Source organism: Kocuria sp. p3-SID1428, assembly GCF_025149945.1.
GTDB lineage: Bacteria > Actinomycetota > Actinomycetes > Actinomycetales > Micrococcaceae > Kocuria.
Map to the genome: position 1 here is coordinate 1 of NZ_JALXVH010000051.1, position 17,565 is coordinate 17,565.

Annotated in this window: 18 protein-coding genes; 10 read left to right on the forward strand and 8 right to left on the reverse strand. The window is 70.0% G+C overall.

Annotated features, from left to right (window positions below):
• Positions 1 to 43: 43 nt before the first annotated feature.
• Entirely contained in the window at positions 44 to 304 is a 261-nt protein-coding gene (locus M3E84_RS10295) for a type B 50S ribosomal protein L31 (RefSeq protein ID WP_259896075.1), read from the reverse strand.
• A gap of 257 nt (positions 305 to 561) precedes the next feature.
• On the opposite strand from M3E84_RS10295, the gene M3E84_RS10300 reads away from it, so the two are divergent.
• From M3E84_RS10300 to M3E84_RS10320, 3 genes are all read left to right on the forward strand, one after another.
• Entirely contained in the window at positions 562 to 2,646 is a 2,085-nt protein-coding gene (locus M3E84_RS10300) for a S8 family serine peptidase (RefSeq protein WP_311200464.1), read from the forward strand.
• A gap of 83 nt (positions 2,647 to 2,729) precedes the next feature.
• The gene (arfB, locus tag M3E84_RS10315) at positions 2,730 to 3,173 is read left to right on the forward strand and encodes an alternative ribosome rescue aminoacyl-tRNA hydrolase ArfB (protein WP_259896076.1); all 444 of its coding nucleotides are present in this window, start codon (positions 2,730 to 2,732) and stop codon (positions 3,171 to 3,173) included.
• A gap of 35 nt (positions 3,174 to 3,208) precedes the next feature.
• Complete coding sequence (locus M3E84_RS10320; RefSeq protein ID WP_259896077.1) at positions 3,209 to 4,756, forward strand: MFS transporter; 1,548 nt, start codon at positions 3,209 to 3,211, stop codon at positions 4,754 to 4,756.
• 93 nt (positions 4,757 to 4,849) lie between these two features.
• Here the strand turns inward: M3E84_RS10320 and tpx are convergent, their stop codons facing one another.
• Entirely contained in the window at positions 4,850 to 5,344 is a 495-nt protein-coding gene (tpx, locus tag M3E84_RS10325) for a thiol peroxidase (RefSeq protein ID WP_259896078.1), read from the reverse strand.
• A gap of 220 nt (positions 5,345 to 5,564) precedes the next feature.
• Between tpx and M3E84_RS10330 the strand changes: the two genes are divergently transcribed.
• Both M3E84_RS10330 and M3E84_RS10335 read left to right on the forward strand, forming a co-directional pair.
• Positions 5,565 to 5,909, forward strand: coding sequence for a DUF3054 domain-containing protein (locus tag M3E84_RS10330; RefSeq protein ID WP_259896079.1), 345 nt, complete (start codon positions 5,565 to 5,567; stop codon positions 5,907 to 5,909).
• Positions 5,910 to 6,009: 100 nt separating this feature from the next.
• Entirely contained in the window at positions 6,010 to 6,288 is a 279-nt protein-coding gene (locus M3E84_RS10335; protein ID WP_259896080.1) for an Lrp/AsnC family transcriptional regulator, read from the forward strand.
• Between the two features lie 121 nt (positions 6,289 to 6,409).
• Here M3E84_RS10335 and trpD read toward each other — a convergent pair whose 3' ends face one another.
• Entirely contained in the window at positions 6,410 to 7,477 is a 1,068-nt protein-coding gene (gene trpD / locus M3E84_RS10340) for an anthranilate phosphoribosyltransferase (RefSeq protein ID WP_259896081.1), read from the reverse strand.
• Between the two features lie 152 nt (positions 7,478 to 7,629).
• On the opposite strand from trpD, the gene M3E84_RS10345 reads away from it, so the two are divergent.
• The 5 genes from M3E84_RS10345 (at position 7,630) to M3E84_RS10365 (ending at position 12,814) form a co-directional block, all read left to right on the forward strand.
• Complete coding sequence (locus M3E84_RS10345; RefSeq protein WP_396415607.1) at positions 7,630 to 8,265, forward strand: heme-copper oxidase subunit III; 636 nt, start codon at positions 7,630 to 7,632, stop codon at positions 8,263 to 8,265.
• Between the two features lie 67 nt (positions 8,266 to 8,332).
• The gene (locus M3E84_RS10350) at positions 8,333 to 9,121 is read left to right on the forward strand and encodes a c-type cytochrome (RefSeq protein WP_259896083.1); all 789 of its coding nucleotides are present in this window, start codon (positions 8,333 to 8,335) and stop codon (positions 9,119 to 9,121) included.
• Positions 9,122 to 9,199: 78 nt separating this feature from the next.
• Positions 9,200 to 10,300 (forward strand): Rieske 2Fe-2S domain-containing protein, encoded by a 1,101-nt coding sequence (locus M3E84_RS10355; protein ID WP_396415608.1) that lies wholly within the window; start codon positions 9,200 to 9,202, stop codon positions 10,298 to 10,300.
• Positions 10,300 to 11,997 (forward strand): cytochrome bc complex cytochrome b subunit, encoded by a 1,698-nt coding sequence (locus M3E84_RS10360; protein ID WP_259896084.1) that lies wholly within the window; start codon positions 10,300 to 10,302, stop codon positions 11,995 to 11,997. The genes M3E84_RS10355 and M3E84_RS10360 overlap by 1 nt, the downstream gene beginning before the upstream one ends.
• Before the next feature lie 280 nt (positions 11,998 to 12,277).
• Complete coding sequence (locus tag M3E84_RS10365; RefSeq protein WP_259896085.1) at positions 12,278 to 12,814, forward strand: N-acetyltransferase; 537 nt, start codon at positions 12,278 to 12,280, stop codon at positions 12,812 to 12,814.
• 90 nt (positions 12,815 to 12,904) lie between these two features.
• On the opposite strand, the gene ribH is transcribed toward M3E84_RS10365, so the two are convergent.
• From ribH to pnuC, 5 genes are all read right to left on the reverse strand, one after another.
• Positions 12,905 to 13,384: a 6,7-dimethyl-8-ribityllumazine synthase gene (ribH, locus tag M3E84_RS10370; protein WP_259896086.1), complete on the reverse strand. Its 480-nt coding sequence runs from the start codon at positions 13,382 to 13,384 to the stop codon at positions 12,905 to 12,907.
• A 69-nt stretch (positions 13,385 to 13,453) separates the two neighbouring features.
• The gene (locus tag M3E84_RS10375) at positions 13,454 to 14,149 is read right to left on the reverse strand and encodes a GTP cyclohydrolase II (RefSeq protein ID WP_396415609.1); all 696 of its coding nucleotides are present in this window, start codon (positions 14,147 to 14,149) and stop codon (positions 13,454 to 13,456) included.
• Positions 14,146 to 15,606, reverse strand: coding sequence for a 3,4-dihydroxy-2-butanone-4-phosphate synthase (gene ribB, locus M3E84_RS10380; RefSeq protein WP_259896087.1), 1,461 nt, complete (start codon positions 15,604 to 15,606; stop codon positions 14,146 to 14,148). The genes M3E84_RS10375 and ribB overlap by 4 nt, the downstream gene beginning before the upstream one ends.
• Before the next feature lie 93 nt (positions 15,607 to 15,699).
• Entirely contained in the window at positions 15,700 to 16,818 is a 1,119-nt protein-coding gene (gene ribD / locus M3E84_RS10385) for a bifunctional diaminohydroxyphosphoribosylaminopyrimidine deaminase/5-amino-6-(5-phosphoribosylamino)uracil reductase RibD (RefSeq protein ID WP_259896088.1), read from the reverse strand.
• Entirely contained in the window at positions 16,815 to 17,555 is a 741-nt protein-coding gene (pnuC, locus tag M3E84_RS10390; RefSeq protein ID WP_259896092.1) for a nicotinamide riboside transporter PnuC, read from the reverse strand. Before pnuC ends, ribD begins: the two co-directional genes overlap by 4 nt.
• Between the last annotated feature and the right edge of the window lie 10 nt (positions 17,556 to 17,565).

Below are 17,565 nucleotides of genomic sequence, written 5' to 3' on the forward strand. Positions count from 1 at the left end.
ACGGGCCGCGCCGGAGGTCGGCCCCGAAGGCCCGACCGCCGCCTCAGCGAGAGGACTTGCCGAAGGACTTGAAGCGGGCGTTGAAGCGCTCCACGCGGCCGGCGGAGTCCATGATGCGCTGCTTGCCCGTGTAGAACGGGTGCGACTCGGACGAGATCTCGACCTCGATGACCGGGTACTCGTTGCCGTCCTCCCAGGTCTCGGTCTTCTGCGACGTGGCAGTCGAACGGGTCAGGATGACCTTGCCGGAGGCGAGGTCGCGGAAGAGCACCGGGTGGTAGTCCGGGTGGATGTCGTTCTTCATGGTCTGTGTTCCTTCGCTGGAGGGGCCGCTGGATTGTGCCAGAAGCCATGACGCTTGGGTGCGGGTGCGCTGGGCACCAGCGCGCCATCGTACACCCGCGCCCGGCCTCCCGTCCGGAGGCCGTCGTCACTGAACAAAACCTGATGAAGTTCAATGAATTCCACGGAAAATCCCGTACCCTCTTCGGGGGACGACGGCCGCAGCGCCCTCGATCGCCCCTCACAGCACCCCCCCCACCCCCCCCAGAGGATCACGCCGTGACTTCACCCCTGCCTCCGAGGCCCCTGGTCATCGACTCCGCCCCCCGAACGGCCACGCGCCGCCGCCCCATGGTCCTGGCGCTGGCCGTCGCCTTCGCCGTGACCCCCGCTCTGTCGATGCTGCCGGTGCAGGCGGAGGAGGATCCGGCCAAGGCCGATTCCCAGGGCATCGACTCCGCTCTGCCCGGGCCGATCGACCGCTCCGGGCTCGATGAGACCGGACCGGCCCAGGACAGCGCCGAGGACGAGCAAGTGCCTCGGGAGACTCCGCGCGTGATCGTGCGCTTCGAGGATCCCGCGACCTCCGTGGAGCAAAAGGAGGAGATCGTCGCCGAGGCCGCCGAGGAGGCCGAGATCCAGCCCGCCGCGGATCAGGCGCCGACGGGGGCAGCCGCCTCCGCCGCGGCCGCCGAGACCGAGCCCCAGCAGGTCAAGCAGACCGGCGACGCCGCCGACGTCCTCGAGTTCCCGGAGGAGCTCGAGGTCCAGGAGCAGGCCGATCTCATCGACGAGCTCGAGGAGGACCCGCGGGTCTCCTACGCCGAGCCCGACCGCCTCGCTCGCGCAGCGGCCACGAACGACCCGCTCTACAGCGAGCAGTACACCCTCGAGGACCGCGGCGTCCCGGACGCCTGGAAGCTGGCGACCGGCCGAGGTGTCACGATCGGCATCCTGGACACCGGCCTGGTCCGCCACCCGGACCTCGATGCCAAGCGCGTGTCCGGCTACGACTTCGTCTCTCCGTACCCGCAGGACTTCCCGGTCGACGGCGACGGCCGCGACGCCGATCCCAGCGACCCCGGGGACAACGAGGACTCGAACTGCCGGGCCACCTGGCACGGCAGCCACGTGGCCGGCATCGCCGCCGCCTCGACGAACAACCGTGTGGGAATGGCAGGAGTGGCCCCCGATGCCCGCATCCAGCCGGTGCGCGTGCTCGGCAGCTGCACCTACGGCTACGAGTCGGACATCGCCGACGGCATCCGCTACGCAGCCGGGCAGACCGTCGGCGGCGCCGTGAACCGCAACCCCTCCGACGTCATCAACCTGTCGCTGGCCCTCTACGGACAGTGCGGGCGGACCATGCAGTCGGCGATCAACTACGCGGTGGGAGCCAACGTGCCGGTCATCGCAGCAGCGGGCAACTCCGCGGCCGATGCGAGCATGTACCCGCCGGCGAACTGCGCCAATGTGATCGCCGTGGGTGCGGCCGATGAGAACGGTCAGGTGGCCTCCTACTCGAACACCGGGCCCGCCGTCGACGTCCTCGCCCCGGGCGGCCACGGCACCGCGTACGCGATCGTCTCGACCATGGACACCGGCACCACCGGGCCCACGCGGGCGAGCTACGGCTACAAGAACGGCACCTCGATGGCCACTCCGTTCGTGGCCGGGACCGTGGCCATGATGCTCGAGGCCGACCCGACCCTGACCCCGGCCCGGATCGAGCGGACGCTCAAGTCGACCTCGACCGGACCGCTGGGCCGCCTGCAGGTCTCCCCCGCAGCTGCCGTTCGCGCGGTCACCCCCGCCAAGCCAGCCACCACGGCGCCGTTCCGCGATGTCTCGGCCAGTAACATGTTCGCCACCGAGATCACCTGGGCGAAGAACAAGGGCTACCTCAACGGCTGGTCGGACGGCACCTTCCGCCCCACCCGGAACATCGACCGCAACGCCATGGCCGCCGTGGCCTACCGCATGGCCGGCTCCCCCGCCTACACCCCGCCCAAGGTCTCCCCCTACAAAGACGTGCGCCCCGGCGACGCCTTCTACAAGGAGATCACCTGGGCACGCTCCGAGGGCCTGCTCAACGGCTGGTCCGACGGCACCTTCCGCCCCCTGAACGACATCGACCGCAACGCCACCGCCGCGCTGTTCTACCGCATGGCCGGCTCCCCGTCCTACACCGCACCGCGGACCTCCGCCTTCAAGGACGTCCGCCCCGGCGCCGCGTTCTACAAGGAGATCCACTGGATGAGCTCCCAGGGCATCACCACCGGCTGGTCGAACGGCACCTTCCGCCCGCTTGAGCAGACCCACCGCGACGCCATGGCCGCCTTCCTCTATCGTTTCGAGAACTGATCGGCTGGCCGAAGCACAGCCACGGCCCTGACGCCGCACCGCCTGCTTCGTCGTGCAGACCCCGCGGAGAGGACGGTGGCCCCATGGAGGATCTGAGGATCCGCACGGGCCCCGGCCTCCCGCGGGGTCTCGTCATCCCCGCCGCCGAGCTGCATGAGCAGTTCGTGCGCTCCTCCGGGCCGGGCGGTCAGTCCGTGAACACCACCGACTCCCGGGTGCAGCTGCGCCTGGACCTCGCCGAGTGCTCGGCGCTCACCGACGAGCAGCGCCGCCGCTCGCTCTCGGCGCTCGAGCCGCGCCTGGCGGGCACCGAACTGATCGTCGTCGCCGACGAGCATCGCTCGCAGTTCCGCAATCGCAAGGCCGCCCGCGAGCGGATGGCCGAGCTGCTGCGAGAGGCCATGGCCCCGCCGACCCCGCGTCGGCCCACGAAGCCCACGCGCGGCTCACAGCGCCGCCGCCTCCAGGCCAAGAAGCACCGGGGGCAGATCAAGGCGACTCGCAGCCGACCCGGTCCGGAGAGCTGAAGCGGCGAACCGGGCACAGGAGTATCCTCGACAGGATGCCCTCCTCCGATTCGCGCCCCAGCGCACACGATCCTCACCCCTGCACCGGCGACGTCTACGCAGAAGGCGCCGCCGGCCCGCCGACCTCCCCGGAGGACGGCTCGGACTTCGTGCCCGACCCCCGCCGCGGCCGCATCCTGGTCGTTCTGCTGGCCTCCCTGTTCATGGCCCTGGTGGCGGTCAGCATCATCAACGTCGCCCTGCCGTCGATCCAGCGCGACCTGGGCGCCAGCTCGAGCGACCTGCAGTGGGTGCTCTCCGGCTATGCGCTGTCCTTCGGCGTCGTGCTGGTCGCCGCCGGGCGGGCCGGGGACCTCTTCGGGCGGGAGAGGCTGTTCGTGGCGGGCATGGCGCTGTTCACCCTGGCCTCGCTGGCCGCCGCCCTGTCGCCGAGCCCGCTGCTGCTCAACCTCTCCCGCGTGTTCATGGGGATCGGCTCCGGTCTGATTAATCCGCAGGTCTCCGCGCTGATTCAGCAGCACTACAGGGGCAGTGAGCGGGCCAGGGCCTTCGGGTACTTCGGCGGGATCGTGGGCGTGGCCGTGGCCGTCGGGCCCGTCATGGGCGGCATCCTGATCGGAGTCCTGCCCCCGGGCATCGGCTGGCGCTCCACGATCGGGATCAACGTGCCCCTGGGCCTGATCATCCTGGCGCTGTCGGCCCGCTGGCTGGACCTGGGTCCCCGCCGCACAGCCACTCATCACCGCTCGCACGATCTGGACCCGATCGGAGCCGTCATGCTCGCCGTGGCCGTGCTGACGGTCATGCTGCCGTTCATGCTCGCGGAGCAGTACACGGCCGCGTGGGCGCTGCTGCCCGTCGGACTGGTGCTCATGGCCGCCTGGGTCCAGTGGGAGCGGCGCTATCAGGCCCGCGGCAGGGCGCCCATGGTGGACATGCGCCTGTTCCGCATCCGCAGCTACTCGCTGGGCACCCTCATGATCGGTGTCTACTTCACCGGCGGCACGACCATCTGGGTGATCCAGGCTCAGCTGGTGCAGCAGGGCCTGGGCCAATCAGCGCTGATCGCCAGCCTCCTGGGCCTGCCCGGGGCCGTGCTCACTGCGCTGGCCGCGCAGCTCGGCGGCCGACTCGTGACCCGCATCGGGCGCTGGACCGTGGTGATCGGCCTGCTCATCGTGCTTGCGGGGATCACCGGCACCCTCGTGACGACTCCGCACATCGTCGCCGGGGATGCCCCCCTGTGGATGCTGGGCGCTGTCATGGCGCCCATCGGCTTCGGCGCCGGCATGGTCACCAGCCCCAACCAGACGCTCACTCTGCGCGAAGTCCCCGTGGCCGACGGCGGCACGGCATCGGCCATCATGCAGACCGGTCAGCGCATCGGCACGGCCGTGGGCTCGGCCGGTGTGACCGGCATCTACTTCTTCCTCCTGCCCCAGGGCGCCGACCGTGCCGCCGACACCGCCTACCTGATCATCGGCGGCATCGTGGTGGTCGCTCTGATCGTCGCGGTGACCGACGCCCTCACCGACCCCGACGGCGGGCGCATCGGCAGCTCGCGCCGCCAGCAGGTGCGCTGAAGCCGGACTCACGAACGCTGGTCCCGAGATGACGAGGGGGTCGGGAGCCGCTAGCGGGCCCCGACCCCCTCACTCGAGCGGACTGCGACCGGCTCAGGACAGCAGGTTGATCACGGCGTCGTAATCGGGCTCATCGGAGATCTCCGGGACCAGCTGGGTGTAGATCACGTTGGACTCGGCATCCAGCACGACGATGCTGCGCGCCAGCAGACCGGCCAGAGGCCCGTCCGTCATGGTCACGCCGTAGTCCTCGCCGAAGCTGGAGCGGAAGGCCGAGGCCACGGAGACGTTCTCGATGCCCTCGGCGGCGCAGAAGCGGGCCTGGGCGAACGGGAGGTCCTTGGACACGCACAGCACCTCGGTGGACTCGAAGCCGGCGGCAAGCTCATTGAACCGGCGGACCGAGGCCGCGCAGGTCCCGGTGTCGACGCTCGGGAAGATGTTGAGCACGACCCGACGTCCACTGAAGTCCCCGGTGCGCACCGGAGCCAGCTCGGAGCTCACGAGCTCGAAATCGGGGGCCGGCTGAGCAGCCCGAGGGAGCTCGCCGACGGTGTGGACGGGTTCTGCCTTGAATGCGGTTTCCATGACGGCGACCTTAGCCGTCGAACAGGGTCCGGGTCACGGGGGCGGACCATGCCGACGACGGGCTGCTGGGGGATGATGGAAGCTCGCCGATCGGATCGCTCGGGACACCCCGCTCGCGATCGATAACACTGAAGTTGAACGTGAAAGTGGAGAGACAGTGACTGGACCTGTACCTGAAGTAGAAGTTCGTGACGAGCCCGCGAAGCGCATTCGGCCGTTCGTGATCCTGTGGTTCGCCCTGGATGCGGCGCTGGTGTGCCTCTTCGGCGCGATCGGCAAGTCCTCGCACGACGGCAGCGCCTGGCAGTTCTTCGACGCGTCCTGGCCGTTCCTCGTGGGGCTCGGCCTCGGCTGGCTGGCCGTCGCCTTCCTGCGGCGCCCAGGGCGCGAGCTGATCTCGGGGCTGATCATCTGGGTGCTGACCGTGCTGGGCGGCGCCGTGCTGCGCGTGGCCTCGGGCGACGGCGCTCCGGCATCGTTCCTGATCGTGACGGCCTCGGTGCTGCTGGTCTTCCTGCTGGGCTGGCGCCTGATCGCCGCCCTCGTCGTCCGCCTGCCACGCTGAGCTGGCCCGCCCCGGATCGGAACATGGCCGCGGATACAGTGGCGGCCATACGGCTCGGGTCCCCGCGCGGACCCGAGCCCCTCGATCACCAGGAGGCAGCATGTTCACCGCCATCGTCATGATCAGCACCGATCCGGAGCGGATCCCGGAGGTCGCCCAGGAGGTCTCCGACCTGCGCGGGGTCTCCGAGGTCTACTCGGTGACCGGCGAATGGGATCTCATCGCGCTGGTGCGCGTGCGTCGGCACGAGGAGCTCTCCGAGGTCATCGCCGACCGGATCTCCAAGGTCCAGGGCATCCAGGAGACGGTCACCCAGATCGCCTTCCGCACCTACAGCAGCCATGACCTCGAGGAGGCCTTCTCCCTCGGCGTGGACTGACCCCCGCCGCTGCGCATGGACCCTGCAGCCGTCCATGAGCGAGGCCCCGGGGCGATCGGAGGATCATCCCGGGGCCTCATGCTCTGCTCGGTCGCCCGGAGGCGGCAGCGGCGCTGTCGATTCAGCCGCGCGAGTGCGCGATCCAGCGATCGAGCACCTGCTGGGCGGCACCGGTGTCCAGTGACTGCGCTGCCCGCTGGATCGCGGCGGCCATGCGCTCCTGGAAGGAGCCCACCGGGTCCTCGTCGAGCGCCATCAGGGCGGAGGCCGCGTTCAGCAGGACGGTGTTGCGCACGTGGCCGGACTCGCCGGAGAGGATCCGGCGGGCCACGGCGGCGTTGTACTCGGCGTCCTGCCCCCGCAGGTCCTCGACCGTGCCCCGAGGCATCCCGAAGTCCTGCGGCTCCAGCACGTGCTCGGTGATCTCGCCGTCGCGGACCTCCCAGACCTCCGAGGCCTCGGTGATGGTCAGCTCGTCGAGCCCGTCGCCGCCGCGGAAGACCAGCGCGCGGTGGCCGCGGTCCCGGAACACGCCGGCCATCACGGGGGCCAGCACGCGATCGGCCACGCCGATCGCCGAGGCCTCCACGAGCGCGGGGTTGGAGATGGGGCCCAGGAAGTTGAAGGCCGTGGCCACGCCCAGCGCCTTGCGGGCGCCTGCGGCGAAGCGCATGGACGGGTGGAAGGTCTGGGCGAAGCAGAAGGTGATGCCCACCTCCCGGGCGCAGGACTCGACCATGGACACGGGCATGTCCAGCTGCACGCCGAGCGCCTCGAGGCAGTCCGCGGAGCCGGACTTGGACGACGAGGCGCGGTTGCCGTGCTTGACCACGCGGGCCCCGGCTCCGGCGGCCACGAGCGCCGACATGGTCGAGATGTTCACCGAGCGCAGGCGGTCGCCGCCCGTGCCCACGATGTCCACGGCAGGGCCGGGTACATTCAGCGGGCGGGCGTGGGAGACCATCGCATCGGCCAGCCCCTTGAGCTCGTCGACCGTCTCCCCCTTGGCGCGCAGCGCGACCAGGAAGCCGGCCAGCGCGATGTCCTGGACATCGCCGCGCATGACCATATCCATGGCCGACCAGGCCTGCTCGGCAGTGAGATCTCGACCCTGGATCAGGGACGTGGTGAGCTCGGGCCAGTCCAGCGGCGCCGAGCGGTACGTGGGGGTCTCGCTGTTCGAAGTCACGGTGCGACTCTATCCCGGGCCCATCCGGGCGGTCCGTCGCCGAGCACCGGTCCTGCCGGGCTCATGCGTTCCCGGAAGGGAACGCAATCCCATGGTTCTCCCCGGGGTGTCTCAGTTGGTTCGCAGGACCGTTTGGCGACATAATGTCGATCGTGACGACTGCAACCCATGCCCCAGCGCGACCCGCCCCGGTCATCAACCGCCCGAACCTCACCGCAGTGGGGACCATCGTGTGGCTGGCCTCCGAAGTCATGTTCTTCGCCGGCCTGTTCGCGATGTACTTCACGCTGCGCGCCACGGTTCCGGAGGTGTGGGATGAGGGCGCCTCGCTGCTCAACATCCCCCTGGCCACCGTGAACACCATCGTGCTGGTGCTGTCCTCCGTGACCTGCCAGTTCGGCGTCTTCGCCGCCGAGCGCCTCCAGCCCCGCCGCACCGGCGGCCTCTTCGCCATCGCCAAGTGGGGAATGGTCGAGTGGTTCATCCTCACCTTCCTGATGGGCGCGTTCTTCGTCTCCGTGCAGGTCTTCGAGTACGCCACCCTCTGGTCGCACGGCCTCGGCATCGCCTCCTCGGCCTACGGCTCGGCGTTCTACCTCACGACCGGCTTCCACGCCATCCACGTGACCGCCGGCCTCGTGGCCTTCCTGGTGATCATCGGGCGCGCCTTCCTGGCCAAGCGCTTCGGCCACTACGAGGCCACCTCCGCGATCGTCGTGTCCTACTACTGGCACTTCGTGGACGTCGTCTGGATCGCCCTGTTCGCGATCGTCTACTTCCTGCAGTGAGTCGGCGCATCGCCCCCGACCGGCGTCTCCGCCAGCTCAGCACCACATCGAATCGAGGACTCCTGACGTGAAGGCTCTCTCACAGAAGCGTCGCCATCCGCTCGCCATCCTGGCGCTGCTCCTGAGCGCGCTGCTGCTCACCGGTGGTCTCTACGCAGTCGCCACCACCTCGAACCAGGCCCAGGCCGCAGAGGACTACTCCTCCGAGGACGTCGAGCAGGGCGAGGCACTCTTCCTGGCCAACTGCTCCACCTGCCACGGCTTGGACGCCGAGGGCACCGACGCCGGACCGTCGCTGATCGGCGTGGGCGCCGCCGCCGTCGACTTCCAGGTCGGCACCGGCCGCATGCCCATGCAGATGCAGGGTCCGCAGGCTCAGCAGAAGCCGCAGCAGTTCAACGAGGAGCAGACCACCCAGCTGGCTGCCTACGTGGCATCCCTGGGCGCCGGCCCCACCGTCCCCGAGGACGAGTACCTGGACGTCTCCCAGGGCGATGCCGCCAACGGCTCCAAGGTGTTCCTGGCCAACTGCGCCATGTGCCACAACGCCGCCGGCGCCGGCGGCGCGCTGACCCGCGGAAAGTTCGCCCCGTCCCTCATGGGCGTCGAGGAGAACCACATCTACGAGGCCATGCAGACCGGCCCGCAGAACATGCCCGTGTTCAACGACGCGAACATCACCCCCGAGGAGAAGCGCGACGTCATCACGTACCTGAAGACGGTCGAGACCAACACCGATCCCGGCGGCTTCGGCCTGGGCTCGCTCGGCCCGGTCTCCGAGGGCCTGTTCATCTGGACCATCGGTCTGATGATCATCATCGGCTTCACCGTCTGGCTCACCACCAGGTCCGCCTGATCCATCCGCTCGCCGTGCCCCGGCAGTCCACCGACCGCCGGGCCCTGCACCACGTTTCAAGAAAGATTGAGGGACCACATGGCCAGCCATCGTGATGAGCTCCCCGAGGGCAAGAAGGGCAACGTGCTCGACCGCAGCGCCGCGCCGCAGCGCTTCGAGGACCCGGGCATGCCGCCGCACGCGCCCCGGACCACGGACGTCGACCCCCATGCCGCCAAGCGCGCCGAGCGCCAGGTCGTCCTCCTGTTCGTGATCTCGATCCTCGGGTCGATCCTGTTCTTCGTGGGCTACTTCGGCATCCGTGTCGAGGGCGACATGTACGACGTCATGAACCCCGAGCCGACCTCCCAGCTGCGCCTGCAGAACCTGCTGCTCGGCGGCGGCATCGCCCTGGGCATGCTCGGCATCGGCGTGGGCATCGTGCACTGGGCCAAGACCCTCATGCCCGATCACGAGATGGTCGAGTCCCGCCACGAGATCCGCACCGAGGCCCAGCGCGCCGAGGCCGCCGAGATCATGGACACGATCGTCGACGAGTCCGGCATCAAGCGCCGCCCGCTGATCCGCAACAGCCTCATCGGCGCCATGGTCCTGGCTCCCCTGCCCTTCGTCGGCCTGCTCAAGGACCTCGGTCCCTGGAACCTCCAGCCCATGAAGTACACGCTGTGGGACGAGGGCGTCCGCCTGGTCCGCGACCCCTCCGGCACCCCGATCAAGGCCTCGGACATCACGCTGGGCTCCACCTACCACGTGCTGCCGGAGAACATCCTCGGCCTCGGTCACGACGAGGGCTACCTCAATGAGAAGGCCAAGGCGGTCGTCCTGGTCATGCGCCTGGACCCCGCGGACGTCAACGTCTCGGAGGAGCGCACCGACTGGAACGTGGACGGCATCTTCGCCTACTCCAAGGTCTGCACCCACGTGGGCTGCCCCGTGGCGCTCTACGAGCAGCACACGCACCACCTGCTGTGCCCCTGCCACCAGTCGACCTTCGATCTCACCAACGAGTGCGAGGTCATCTTCGGCCCGGCGTCCCACCCGCTGCCGCAGCTGCCCATCACGGTCGACTCCGAGGGCTACCTGGTCGCACGCAGCGACTTCCACGAGCCCGTGGGCCCGGCCTACTCGCAGCGCATCATGCACATGAACCAGCTTGAGGACGAGACGGAGAACGCCTGATGTCCGCTCAGACCACAGACACCCGCCGTCCGCAGCAGGACGACTACCGGCCGGACACCGCTGTCGGCTTCATCGCGAACTACGCGGACACCCGCGTGGGCCTCTCACCGCTGGTCAAGGAGTTCGGCCGCAAGATCTTCCCGGACCACTGGTCCTTCATGTTCGGCGAGGTCGCGCTCTACTCGTTCATCATCCTGCTGGTCTCGGGAACCTTCCTGGCCCTGTGGTTCGACCCCACGATGGTCTCCCAGGAGTACACCGGCTCCTACGTCCCCATGCAGGGCGTCGAGATGTCCGGGGCCTACGCCTCGTCGCTGCACATCTCGTTCGACATCACCGGCGGACTGTTCCTGCGCCAGCTGCATCACTGGTCGGCGCTGCTGTTCGTGGTGGCGATCTGCGTGCACATGATGCGCGTGTTCTTCACCGGCGCGTTCCGCCGCCCCCGCGAGCTGAACTGGGTCGTCGGCGCGCTGCTGTTCGTGATGGCCATGGCCGCCGGCTTCACCGGCTACTCCCTGCCCGATGACGTGCTCTCCGGCAACGGCCTGCGCATCGCCGACGGCATGGCCAAGTCCATCCCCGTGGTGGGCACCTACATCTCGATGATGCTCTTCGGCGGCGAGTTCCCCGGCCACGTGGTGATCCCCCGCCTGTACATCCTCCACGTCTTCCTGATCCCGGGCGTGATCCTGGGTCTGATCGTGGTCCACCTGTTCATGGTCGTGACCCACAAGCACACCCAGTACCCGGGTCCCGGTCGCACCGAGGACAACGTGGTCGGCTTCCCGGTGGGCCCGGTCTACGCGGCCAAGGCCGGCGGCTTCTTCTTCATCGTGCTCGGCTTCCTCTCGGCCCTGGCCGGGATGGTCCAGATCAACGCGCTGTGGAACTACGGCCCGTACGATCCCTCCCCCGTGCAGGCCGGCACGCAGCCGGACTGGTACATCCTCTTCGGCGACGGCGCCCTGCGACTGTTCCCGGGCACCTGGCCCTGGAACTGGGAGTGGAACCTGTTCGGCCTGGTGACGATCCCGCTGGCCGTGTTCATCCCGCTGATGATCATGGGCGCGCTGATCGGTGCGATCTTCGCCTATCCGTTCCTGGAGCGCTGGATCTCCGGCGACGCCCGCGAGCACCACGTGCTGGATCGCCCGCGCAACGCCCCCACCCGCACGGGCTTGGGCGCAGCCGCGGTTGTGTTCTACTCCGTGATGATGGTGGCGGCCACCGGCGACCTCATCGCCACGCACTTCCACGTCTCGCTCAATGACGTCATCTACGCCCTGCGCACGCTGTGGATCCTCGGGCCGATCGTCACGTTCATCATCGTCAAGCGGATCTGCCTGTCGCTGCAGCGCAAGGATCGCGAGATCGCCCTGCACGGCCGCGAGACCGGCCGCGTGCAGCAGCTTCCGCACGGCGAGTTCGTCGAGGTCCACGAGCCGCTGAGCCCCTACGCCCAGTACCGTCTGGTCAGCTTCGACTCCCCCACCCCACAGGCACCGCGCCGCGATGCCAAGGGCCGGATCTCCGGACTCGAGAAGATGCGCGCTCGCCTGACGCACTTCTTCTACGAGGATCGCGTGGCGCCGGTGACCCCGGCCGAGCTCGAGGCCGCGCATCACGAGCACCAGGAGGATCTGAGCTCGCTCGATGCCGGGCACAACACCTCGCAGCGCGAGATCGGCAGCTGACCCGCTGATCCCGCACCGACAGGCCCCCGACTCCCCCGCGGAGTCGGGGGCCTTCTGCATCCCGCCGGCAGCTCGGGCGCCCGGGGGATCGAGGTGCGCTCGAGTGGCATTGGTATCCTGGGGTCTCCCGGCGGAGAATCACCCGGATTCCCCACCCGATCCCCGTCGCGCCGAGTCGTCAGTGACCGCTCCTGCCCGAGAGGCCCTGCCGCTCCCGCACCCCGCACCGCACAGGCGGGGCAGACGGTCCGCTGTCCGCACCGAAGATCTGGAGACACCGATGACTGGGAAGATCGTCCTCGTGGGACGCACCGCAGACCTCGTCCCCCGCTCTGGCAAGAGCCTGCTCAACACCCGCCCGGCGACCTCGGAGGACATCTCCGCACTCGCCGATCTCTACGCGGCCGCCTACCAGGCCTCCTCGACCGCGGATGCCTCCGACGTCTCCTCTGCGGAGGAGGCCAAGGAGATCCTGACCAAGCTGTTCGACGACGAGTTCGGCCGCCTGCTGCCCGAGGCCTCCCCCGTGGTCTCTGACGAGGACGGCTCCATCGTGGCCGCCGCCCTGGTGGTCGAGCGCCGCACCGGTGAAGCTGTGCCGGAGGACCCGTATCTCTTCGAGCTGTTCACCCATGCCGCGCATCGTCGTCAGGGCCTGGGCGAGAAGCTCGTGCGCGTCTCCGCGGCCACCCTGTCGGAGGCCGGTCATGAGCGCCTGAGCCTGCGCATCTCGGAGGACAACTCCGCTGCGCTGGCGCTCTACCTGACGCTGGGCTTCAGCCGCTGGCAGGAGGCCGCCGAGAACGACGAGCTCTGATCTCGCCGGCTCGCAGCACAACGGGGTCCGGTCTCGGCATCATGGCCGGGACCGGACCCCGTCGTCGCTGCGGCACCGCCGCGGTGAGGCTCAGACGCCGAGAGCCCGCAGCGTGACAGCAGCGTCCACGGCGGCCACCGCGGCGTCGTAGCCCTTGTCCTCCTGCGAGCCCTCGAGTCCGGCGCGGTCCAGCCCCTGCTGCTCGTCGTCGGTGGTCAGCACCCCGAATCCGATCGGCACGCCCGTGGCCGTGGAGACGTCGGTCAGCCCTATGGTCGCGGCCTGGCACACGTAGTCGAAGTGCGGTGTGCCGCCGCGGATCACGATGCCCAGTGCGATCACGGCATCGAAGTCCCTCGCCAGCCGCCGCGCTGCGACGGGCAGCTCGAAGGAGCCGGCCACCCGCACGATCGCCGGGTCCTGCACACCGGCCTCGGCCAGGGCTCGCTGGGCGCCGTCGAGCAGCCCAGCCATGATCTGATCGTGCCAGCGCGAGGCCACCACGGCGACCTTCAGCTGGGATCCGTCCAGATCCGCTGCCGCCAGGGTGGGTGCTCCGTGTCCGCTCATGATCTCGTCCTCTCCGTCAGGGGACCCGAGGCCCGGGTCCCGTGTGCTCGTGCGCGGTGTGTGTGGGCTTCAGTCGTCGACGTGCAGGAGCCGGTGCTCCATGCGGTCGCGCTTGGCCGCCAGGTAGTCGTGGTTCTCGGGACGGGCGGCGACCTCGTGGTGGACCATCTCGGTGACCTCAATGCCCAGCCGCCTCAGCTGCTGCGCTTTGATCGGGTTGTTGCTCAGCAGTCGGATCCGCTGCAGGCCCAGCTCGTGCAGGATCGTGGCGGCGGCGCCCCAGTCGCGGGCCTCGGCCGGCAGTCCCAGCAGCTCATTGGCCTCGACCGTGTCGGCTCCCCCGTCCTGCAGCTGATAGGCGCGCAGCTTGTTCACCAGGCCGATCCCCCGGCCCTCGTGGCGACGCAGGTAGACGACGGTGCCGCCCTCGGCGGCGATGCGCTCAAGGCCCAGGTGCAGCTGGGGTCCGCAGTCGCAGCGGTAGGAGCCGAAGACATCGCCGGTCAGGCACTCCGAATGCAGTCGAACCAGCGGTGCCGCCTCCGAGTCGGTCTGCCCCGACCCGGTGGCGGTGAGGCTCAGGTGCTCGCCTGCGGTGGTGCCGTCGGCGTCGGGGATCTGCCAGGCGCGCACCGAGAAGCGCCCCTCCTCCATGGGGATCAGCACGGGCTCGGAGGCCGCGAGCACCCGGCGCGACTTGCGGACACCCTGATCGGTCGAGCTCTCGTGGGACCGGTGCGGATCAGGTGCGCAGGACGCCGTCATGCGCTCGCCTCGGTGCGCAGGTGCTGGGCCAGATCCTCGATGCTGATCAGCGGCAGGCCGTGCCTGCTGGCGAAGTCGCGCAGGTCGGGCAGACGCTGCATGGAGCCGTCATCGTGGACGATCTCGGCGATCACCCCGGCCTGCGGAAGTCCGGCCAGGGCGCACAGCTCGACGGCCGCCTCGGTGTGCCCGCGGCGCTCGAGGACGCCGCCGTCGGCCGCCCGCAGCGGCAGCACGTGGCCCGGGCGGGTCAGATCCCCGGCGGTGGAGGACGGGGAGGCGAGCACGCGGGCGGTCAGCGCGCGGTCCTCGGCGCTGATGCCCGTGCTGGTGACCTCTCGGGCATCGCAGGTCACGGTGTAGGCGGTGCCCTTGGCGTCCTCGTTGACCGCGGTCATGGGCGGCAGCCCGAGCTCATCGGCGCGCTCACCGCGCAGCGGCACGCACAGCACGCCCGAGGACCAGCGCACGGTGAAGCCCACGAGCTCGGCCGTGGCATGGACGGCCGCGAAGATCAGGTCGCCCTCGTTCTCGCGGTCCTCATCGTCGACCACCACGACCGCTCCGCCTGCGCGGATCTGCCGCACCGCCTCCTCGACGGTGTCCAGACGGATCGGATCCGGCTGTCCGGCCCGGGACTCGGGCTCCGGATCGGACCACGTCACCGGGCTCGAGCGGAACGACGACAGCCGAGCGGCGTACTTGGCCATGACGTCGGTCTCCAGATTCACCCGATCGCCCCGGCGCTTCTCGCCCAGGCCGGTGGCCTCCAGCGTGGCCGGGATGAGTCCGATCTCGAACCAGTGCTGATCCAGGTGCGCGGCCCGCCCGGTGCGCTCGGGGCTCGGGCTCACCGCGGTGACGGTCAGGGAGACGCCGTCCACGGCGATGGCTCCCTTCTCGGCGAGCAGCTCGGCGAGATCGACCGGCACCTCGATGCGCAGGGTCTGCCACGATCCGTGATCGGTGCGCTGCAGGATCGTGCCCACGGCATCGACATGGCCCTGGACCACATGCCCGTCCAGGCGGCCGTCGGCCGGGGTGCATCGCTCCAGGTTCACCTGGCTGCCCTCCCGCAGCTGGCCCAAGGTGGTACGACGCAGGGTCTCGCCCATGACATCGGCCACGAAGCGGTGCCGCGGTGCCTGACCTGGCTCTGCCCGGGCGGCCGGGGCATCGGTGCCGGCGACCGGCGGATCTGCGCTGGCCGCGGCGTCGACGGCCGAGAGCGGAGTAGCGGTGAGGCACACGCCGTCCACGGCCAGCGAGCCGCCCAGGGGCAGGTCCTCGAGCACTGCACCGGCCTCCAGGTGCAGACGCACCGAGCCGGAGTCCAGTGCGGTCTGCTCGGCGGAGACCGTCTCCTCGCTCAGCAACTCCGGGCTGGGGGGCTGCCCGGTGCCGACGGGCTCGATCTGCACGATCCTGCCGCGCTCGGCGATGATTCCGGTGAACATCTGCGTCGTCCTGCCTGCCCCTCGGCGGGGCTGTCGTGCTCGGGGCGTCATGGTCCTGCGCCCGTGATCCTGTGCTGGTGACTGCCTGGTGCCTCAGCCGCTGCCGTCCATCAGGGTGTCCGCAGCCGTGCTGTCGGCGGCGGCTGCTGCGGGTTGCTGTGTCGGCTGCAGCCGCCACAGGAGGTCGCGGCCCAGCATCCTGACCGGCCCGCCGTCGGCAGGGTCTGGCTCGAAGCCCAGCGCCTGGGACAGGCTCGTGCGTCCGGGCAGCTCGACCGAGGGCCGACCGCCGCCCAGAATGATCGGAGCCTGGTGGACGATCAGCTGATCGACGGCATCGGCGTCCAGGAACGCGCTGATCAGCCCGGCGCCGCCCTCCAGGAGCAGATGGCCCACGCCTCGGGCGCGCAGCTCGCGCAGCGCCTCCCGCGGGTCGTGGGTGCGCAGCTGGAGGAAGCGGCCGTCGTCGCCGCGCACGGCTGCCTCGGCAGTGAGGTCTCGGTGCCCGATCACCACGCGCAGCGGCTGGGAGACGACCGCGCTGCCGTCGTCCCGGCGGGCGCTCAGGCGCGGATCATCGGCCAGGGCAGTTCCGGTGCCGACCGCGATCGCGTCCACTCGGGCGCGCAGCGCATGGCCGCTGCCACGGGCCTGCTCCCCGGTGATCCACTGGCTGGTGCCGTCCGCGGCCGCGATGCGCCCGTCCAGGGACTGGGCGATCTTGGCGGTCACGAACGGACGGCTCTCCTGTCCGGCGCGAGACCACCGGGAGTTCAGCGCCCGCGACTGCTCGGCCAGCAGCCCGCTGCGCACCTGAACCCCTGCGGCTCGCAGACGCCGGGCTCCCCCGGCACCGGCCTGGGTGTCCTCGACGGCGAAGATCGCCCGCGGGATCCCGGCCTCCAGGATGGCCTGACTGCACGGTTCCGTGCGGCCGGTGTGATCGCAGGGCTCCAGCGTCACGACGATCGTGGTGTCGCGCAGGTCCGTGCCCGCCCGGGCAGCCTGCGCAAGGACATCGGCCTCGGCGTGCGGGGTGCCCGCGCCCAGGTGCCGGCCCACGTGCAGGATCTCGCCGCGGGCATCCAGCAGCGCCGCGCCCACGAGCGGGTTGGCGCTGCGGGGACCCTCCAGCGCAGCCTCCAGTGCGTGCCGCATGGCCTCGGCCTCTGCCTGGGTGAACGACGATGCCTGAACGGATGACGCGTTCATCGTCGGGTCCCGTCGTCGGGCTGGCGTCGCACGGTGACGTCGGGGAAGGCCGTCTCGACCTCGACCCCGCCGGAGGCCCCCACGGCAGGATCGGAGCCCTCGCGTCGCTGGACGCGCCACCAGATGAAGAACCCGACCAGGGTGAAGCCGCCGTAGAACACGTACATGAACGCGGAGGCGTAGTAGCCGGCTGAGACGAGCAGCGGCACGCCGACGATGTCCACGGCCACCCACACGAGCCAGAACTCGGTCCACCCGCGGGCCATGCCCCAGGTCGCCACCACGGAGCCCACGAAGATCCAGGCGTCGGCCCACACGGGCTCATAGGAGCCCAGGGCGCGGAACAGCGGGGTGAGCGCCACGGTGCCGAGCACGAACACGGACACGAGCAGCACGCGCTCGCGCCCGGAGGCCCAGCGCGGGGAGACGGCCACGCCGTCGCCGGTGCGGGCACGGCGCCACTGCACCCAGCCGTAGACCGCCACGATGATGAACATGACCTGCCGGCCCGCCTGTCCCAGGAGATTCACGGGATTCGGCGAGCCGAAGACAGCGCCCAGGAAGACGGTCAGCAGCAGCAGGTTGCCCACGATGCCGACGGGCCACGCCCAGACCTTCCGGCGCATCCCGCCCAGAGCCGAGAGCAGCCCGAACAGGTTGCCGATGACCTCGCGCCACAGCAGGAAGCCGTCGCCGATGCGCAGCTGCGCGCTGAACAGCTGCTCGAAGATCTCCACCGTGGTGCCT

Coding starts and splice junctions, on each gene's coding strand:
- M3E84_RS10355 (WP_396415608.1), top strand. CDS start 9,200: ATGGCCAGCCATCGTGATGAGCTCCCCGAGGGCAAGAAGGGCAACGTG.
- ribB (WP_259896087.1), bottom strand. CDS start 15,606: ATGTTCACCGGAATCATCGCCGAGCGCGGCAGGATCGTGCAGATCGAG.
- M3E84_RS10360 (WP_259896084.1), top strand. CDS start 10,300: ATGTCCGCTCAGACCACAGACACCCGCCGTCCGCAGCAGGACGACTAC.
- M3E84_RS10365 (WP_259896085.1), top strand. CDS start 12,278: ATGACTGGGAAGATCGTCCTCGTGGGACGCACCGCAGACCTCGTCCCC.
- ribH (WP_259896086.1), bottom strand. CDS start 13,384: ATGAGCGGACACGGAGCACCCACCCTGGCGGCAGCGGATCTGGACGGA.
- M3E84_RS10375 (WP_396415609.1), bottom strand. CDS start 14,149: ATGACGGCGTCCTGCGCACCTGATCCGCACCGGTCCCACGAGAGCTCG.
- M3E84_RS10320 (WP_259896077.1), top strand. CDS start 3,209: ATGCCCTCCTCCGATTCGCGCCCCAGCGCACACGATCCTCACCCCTGC.
- arfB (WP_259896076.1), top strand. CDS start 2,730: ATGGAGGATCTGAGGATCCGCACGGGCCCCGGCCTCCCGCGGGGTCTC.
- M3E84_RS10335 (WP_259896080.1), top strand. CDS start 6,010: ATGTTCACCGCCATCGTCATGATCAGCACCGATCCGGAGCGGATCCCG.
- ribD (WP_259896088.1), bottom strand. CDS start 16,818: ATGAACGCGTCATCCGTTCAGGCATCGTCGTTCACCCAGGCAGAGGCC.
- tpx (WP_259896078.1), bottom strand. CDS start 5,344: ATGGAAACCGCATTCAAGGCAGAACCCGTCCACACCGTCGGCGAGCTC.
- M3E84_RS10295 (WP_259896075.1), bottom strand. CDS start 304: ATGAAGAACGACATCCACCCGGACTACCACCCGGTGCTCTTCCGCGAC.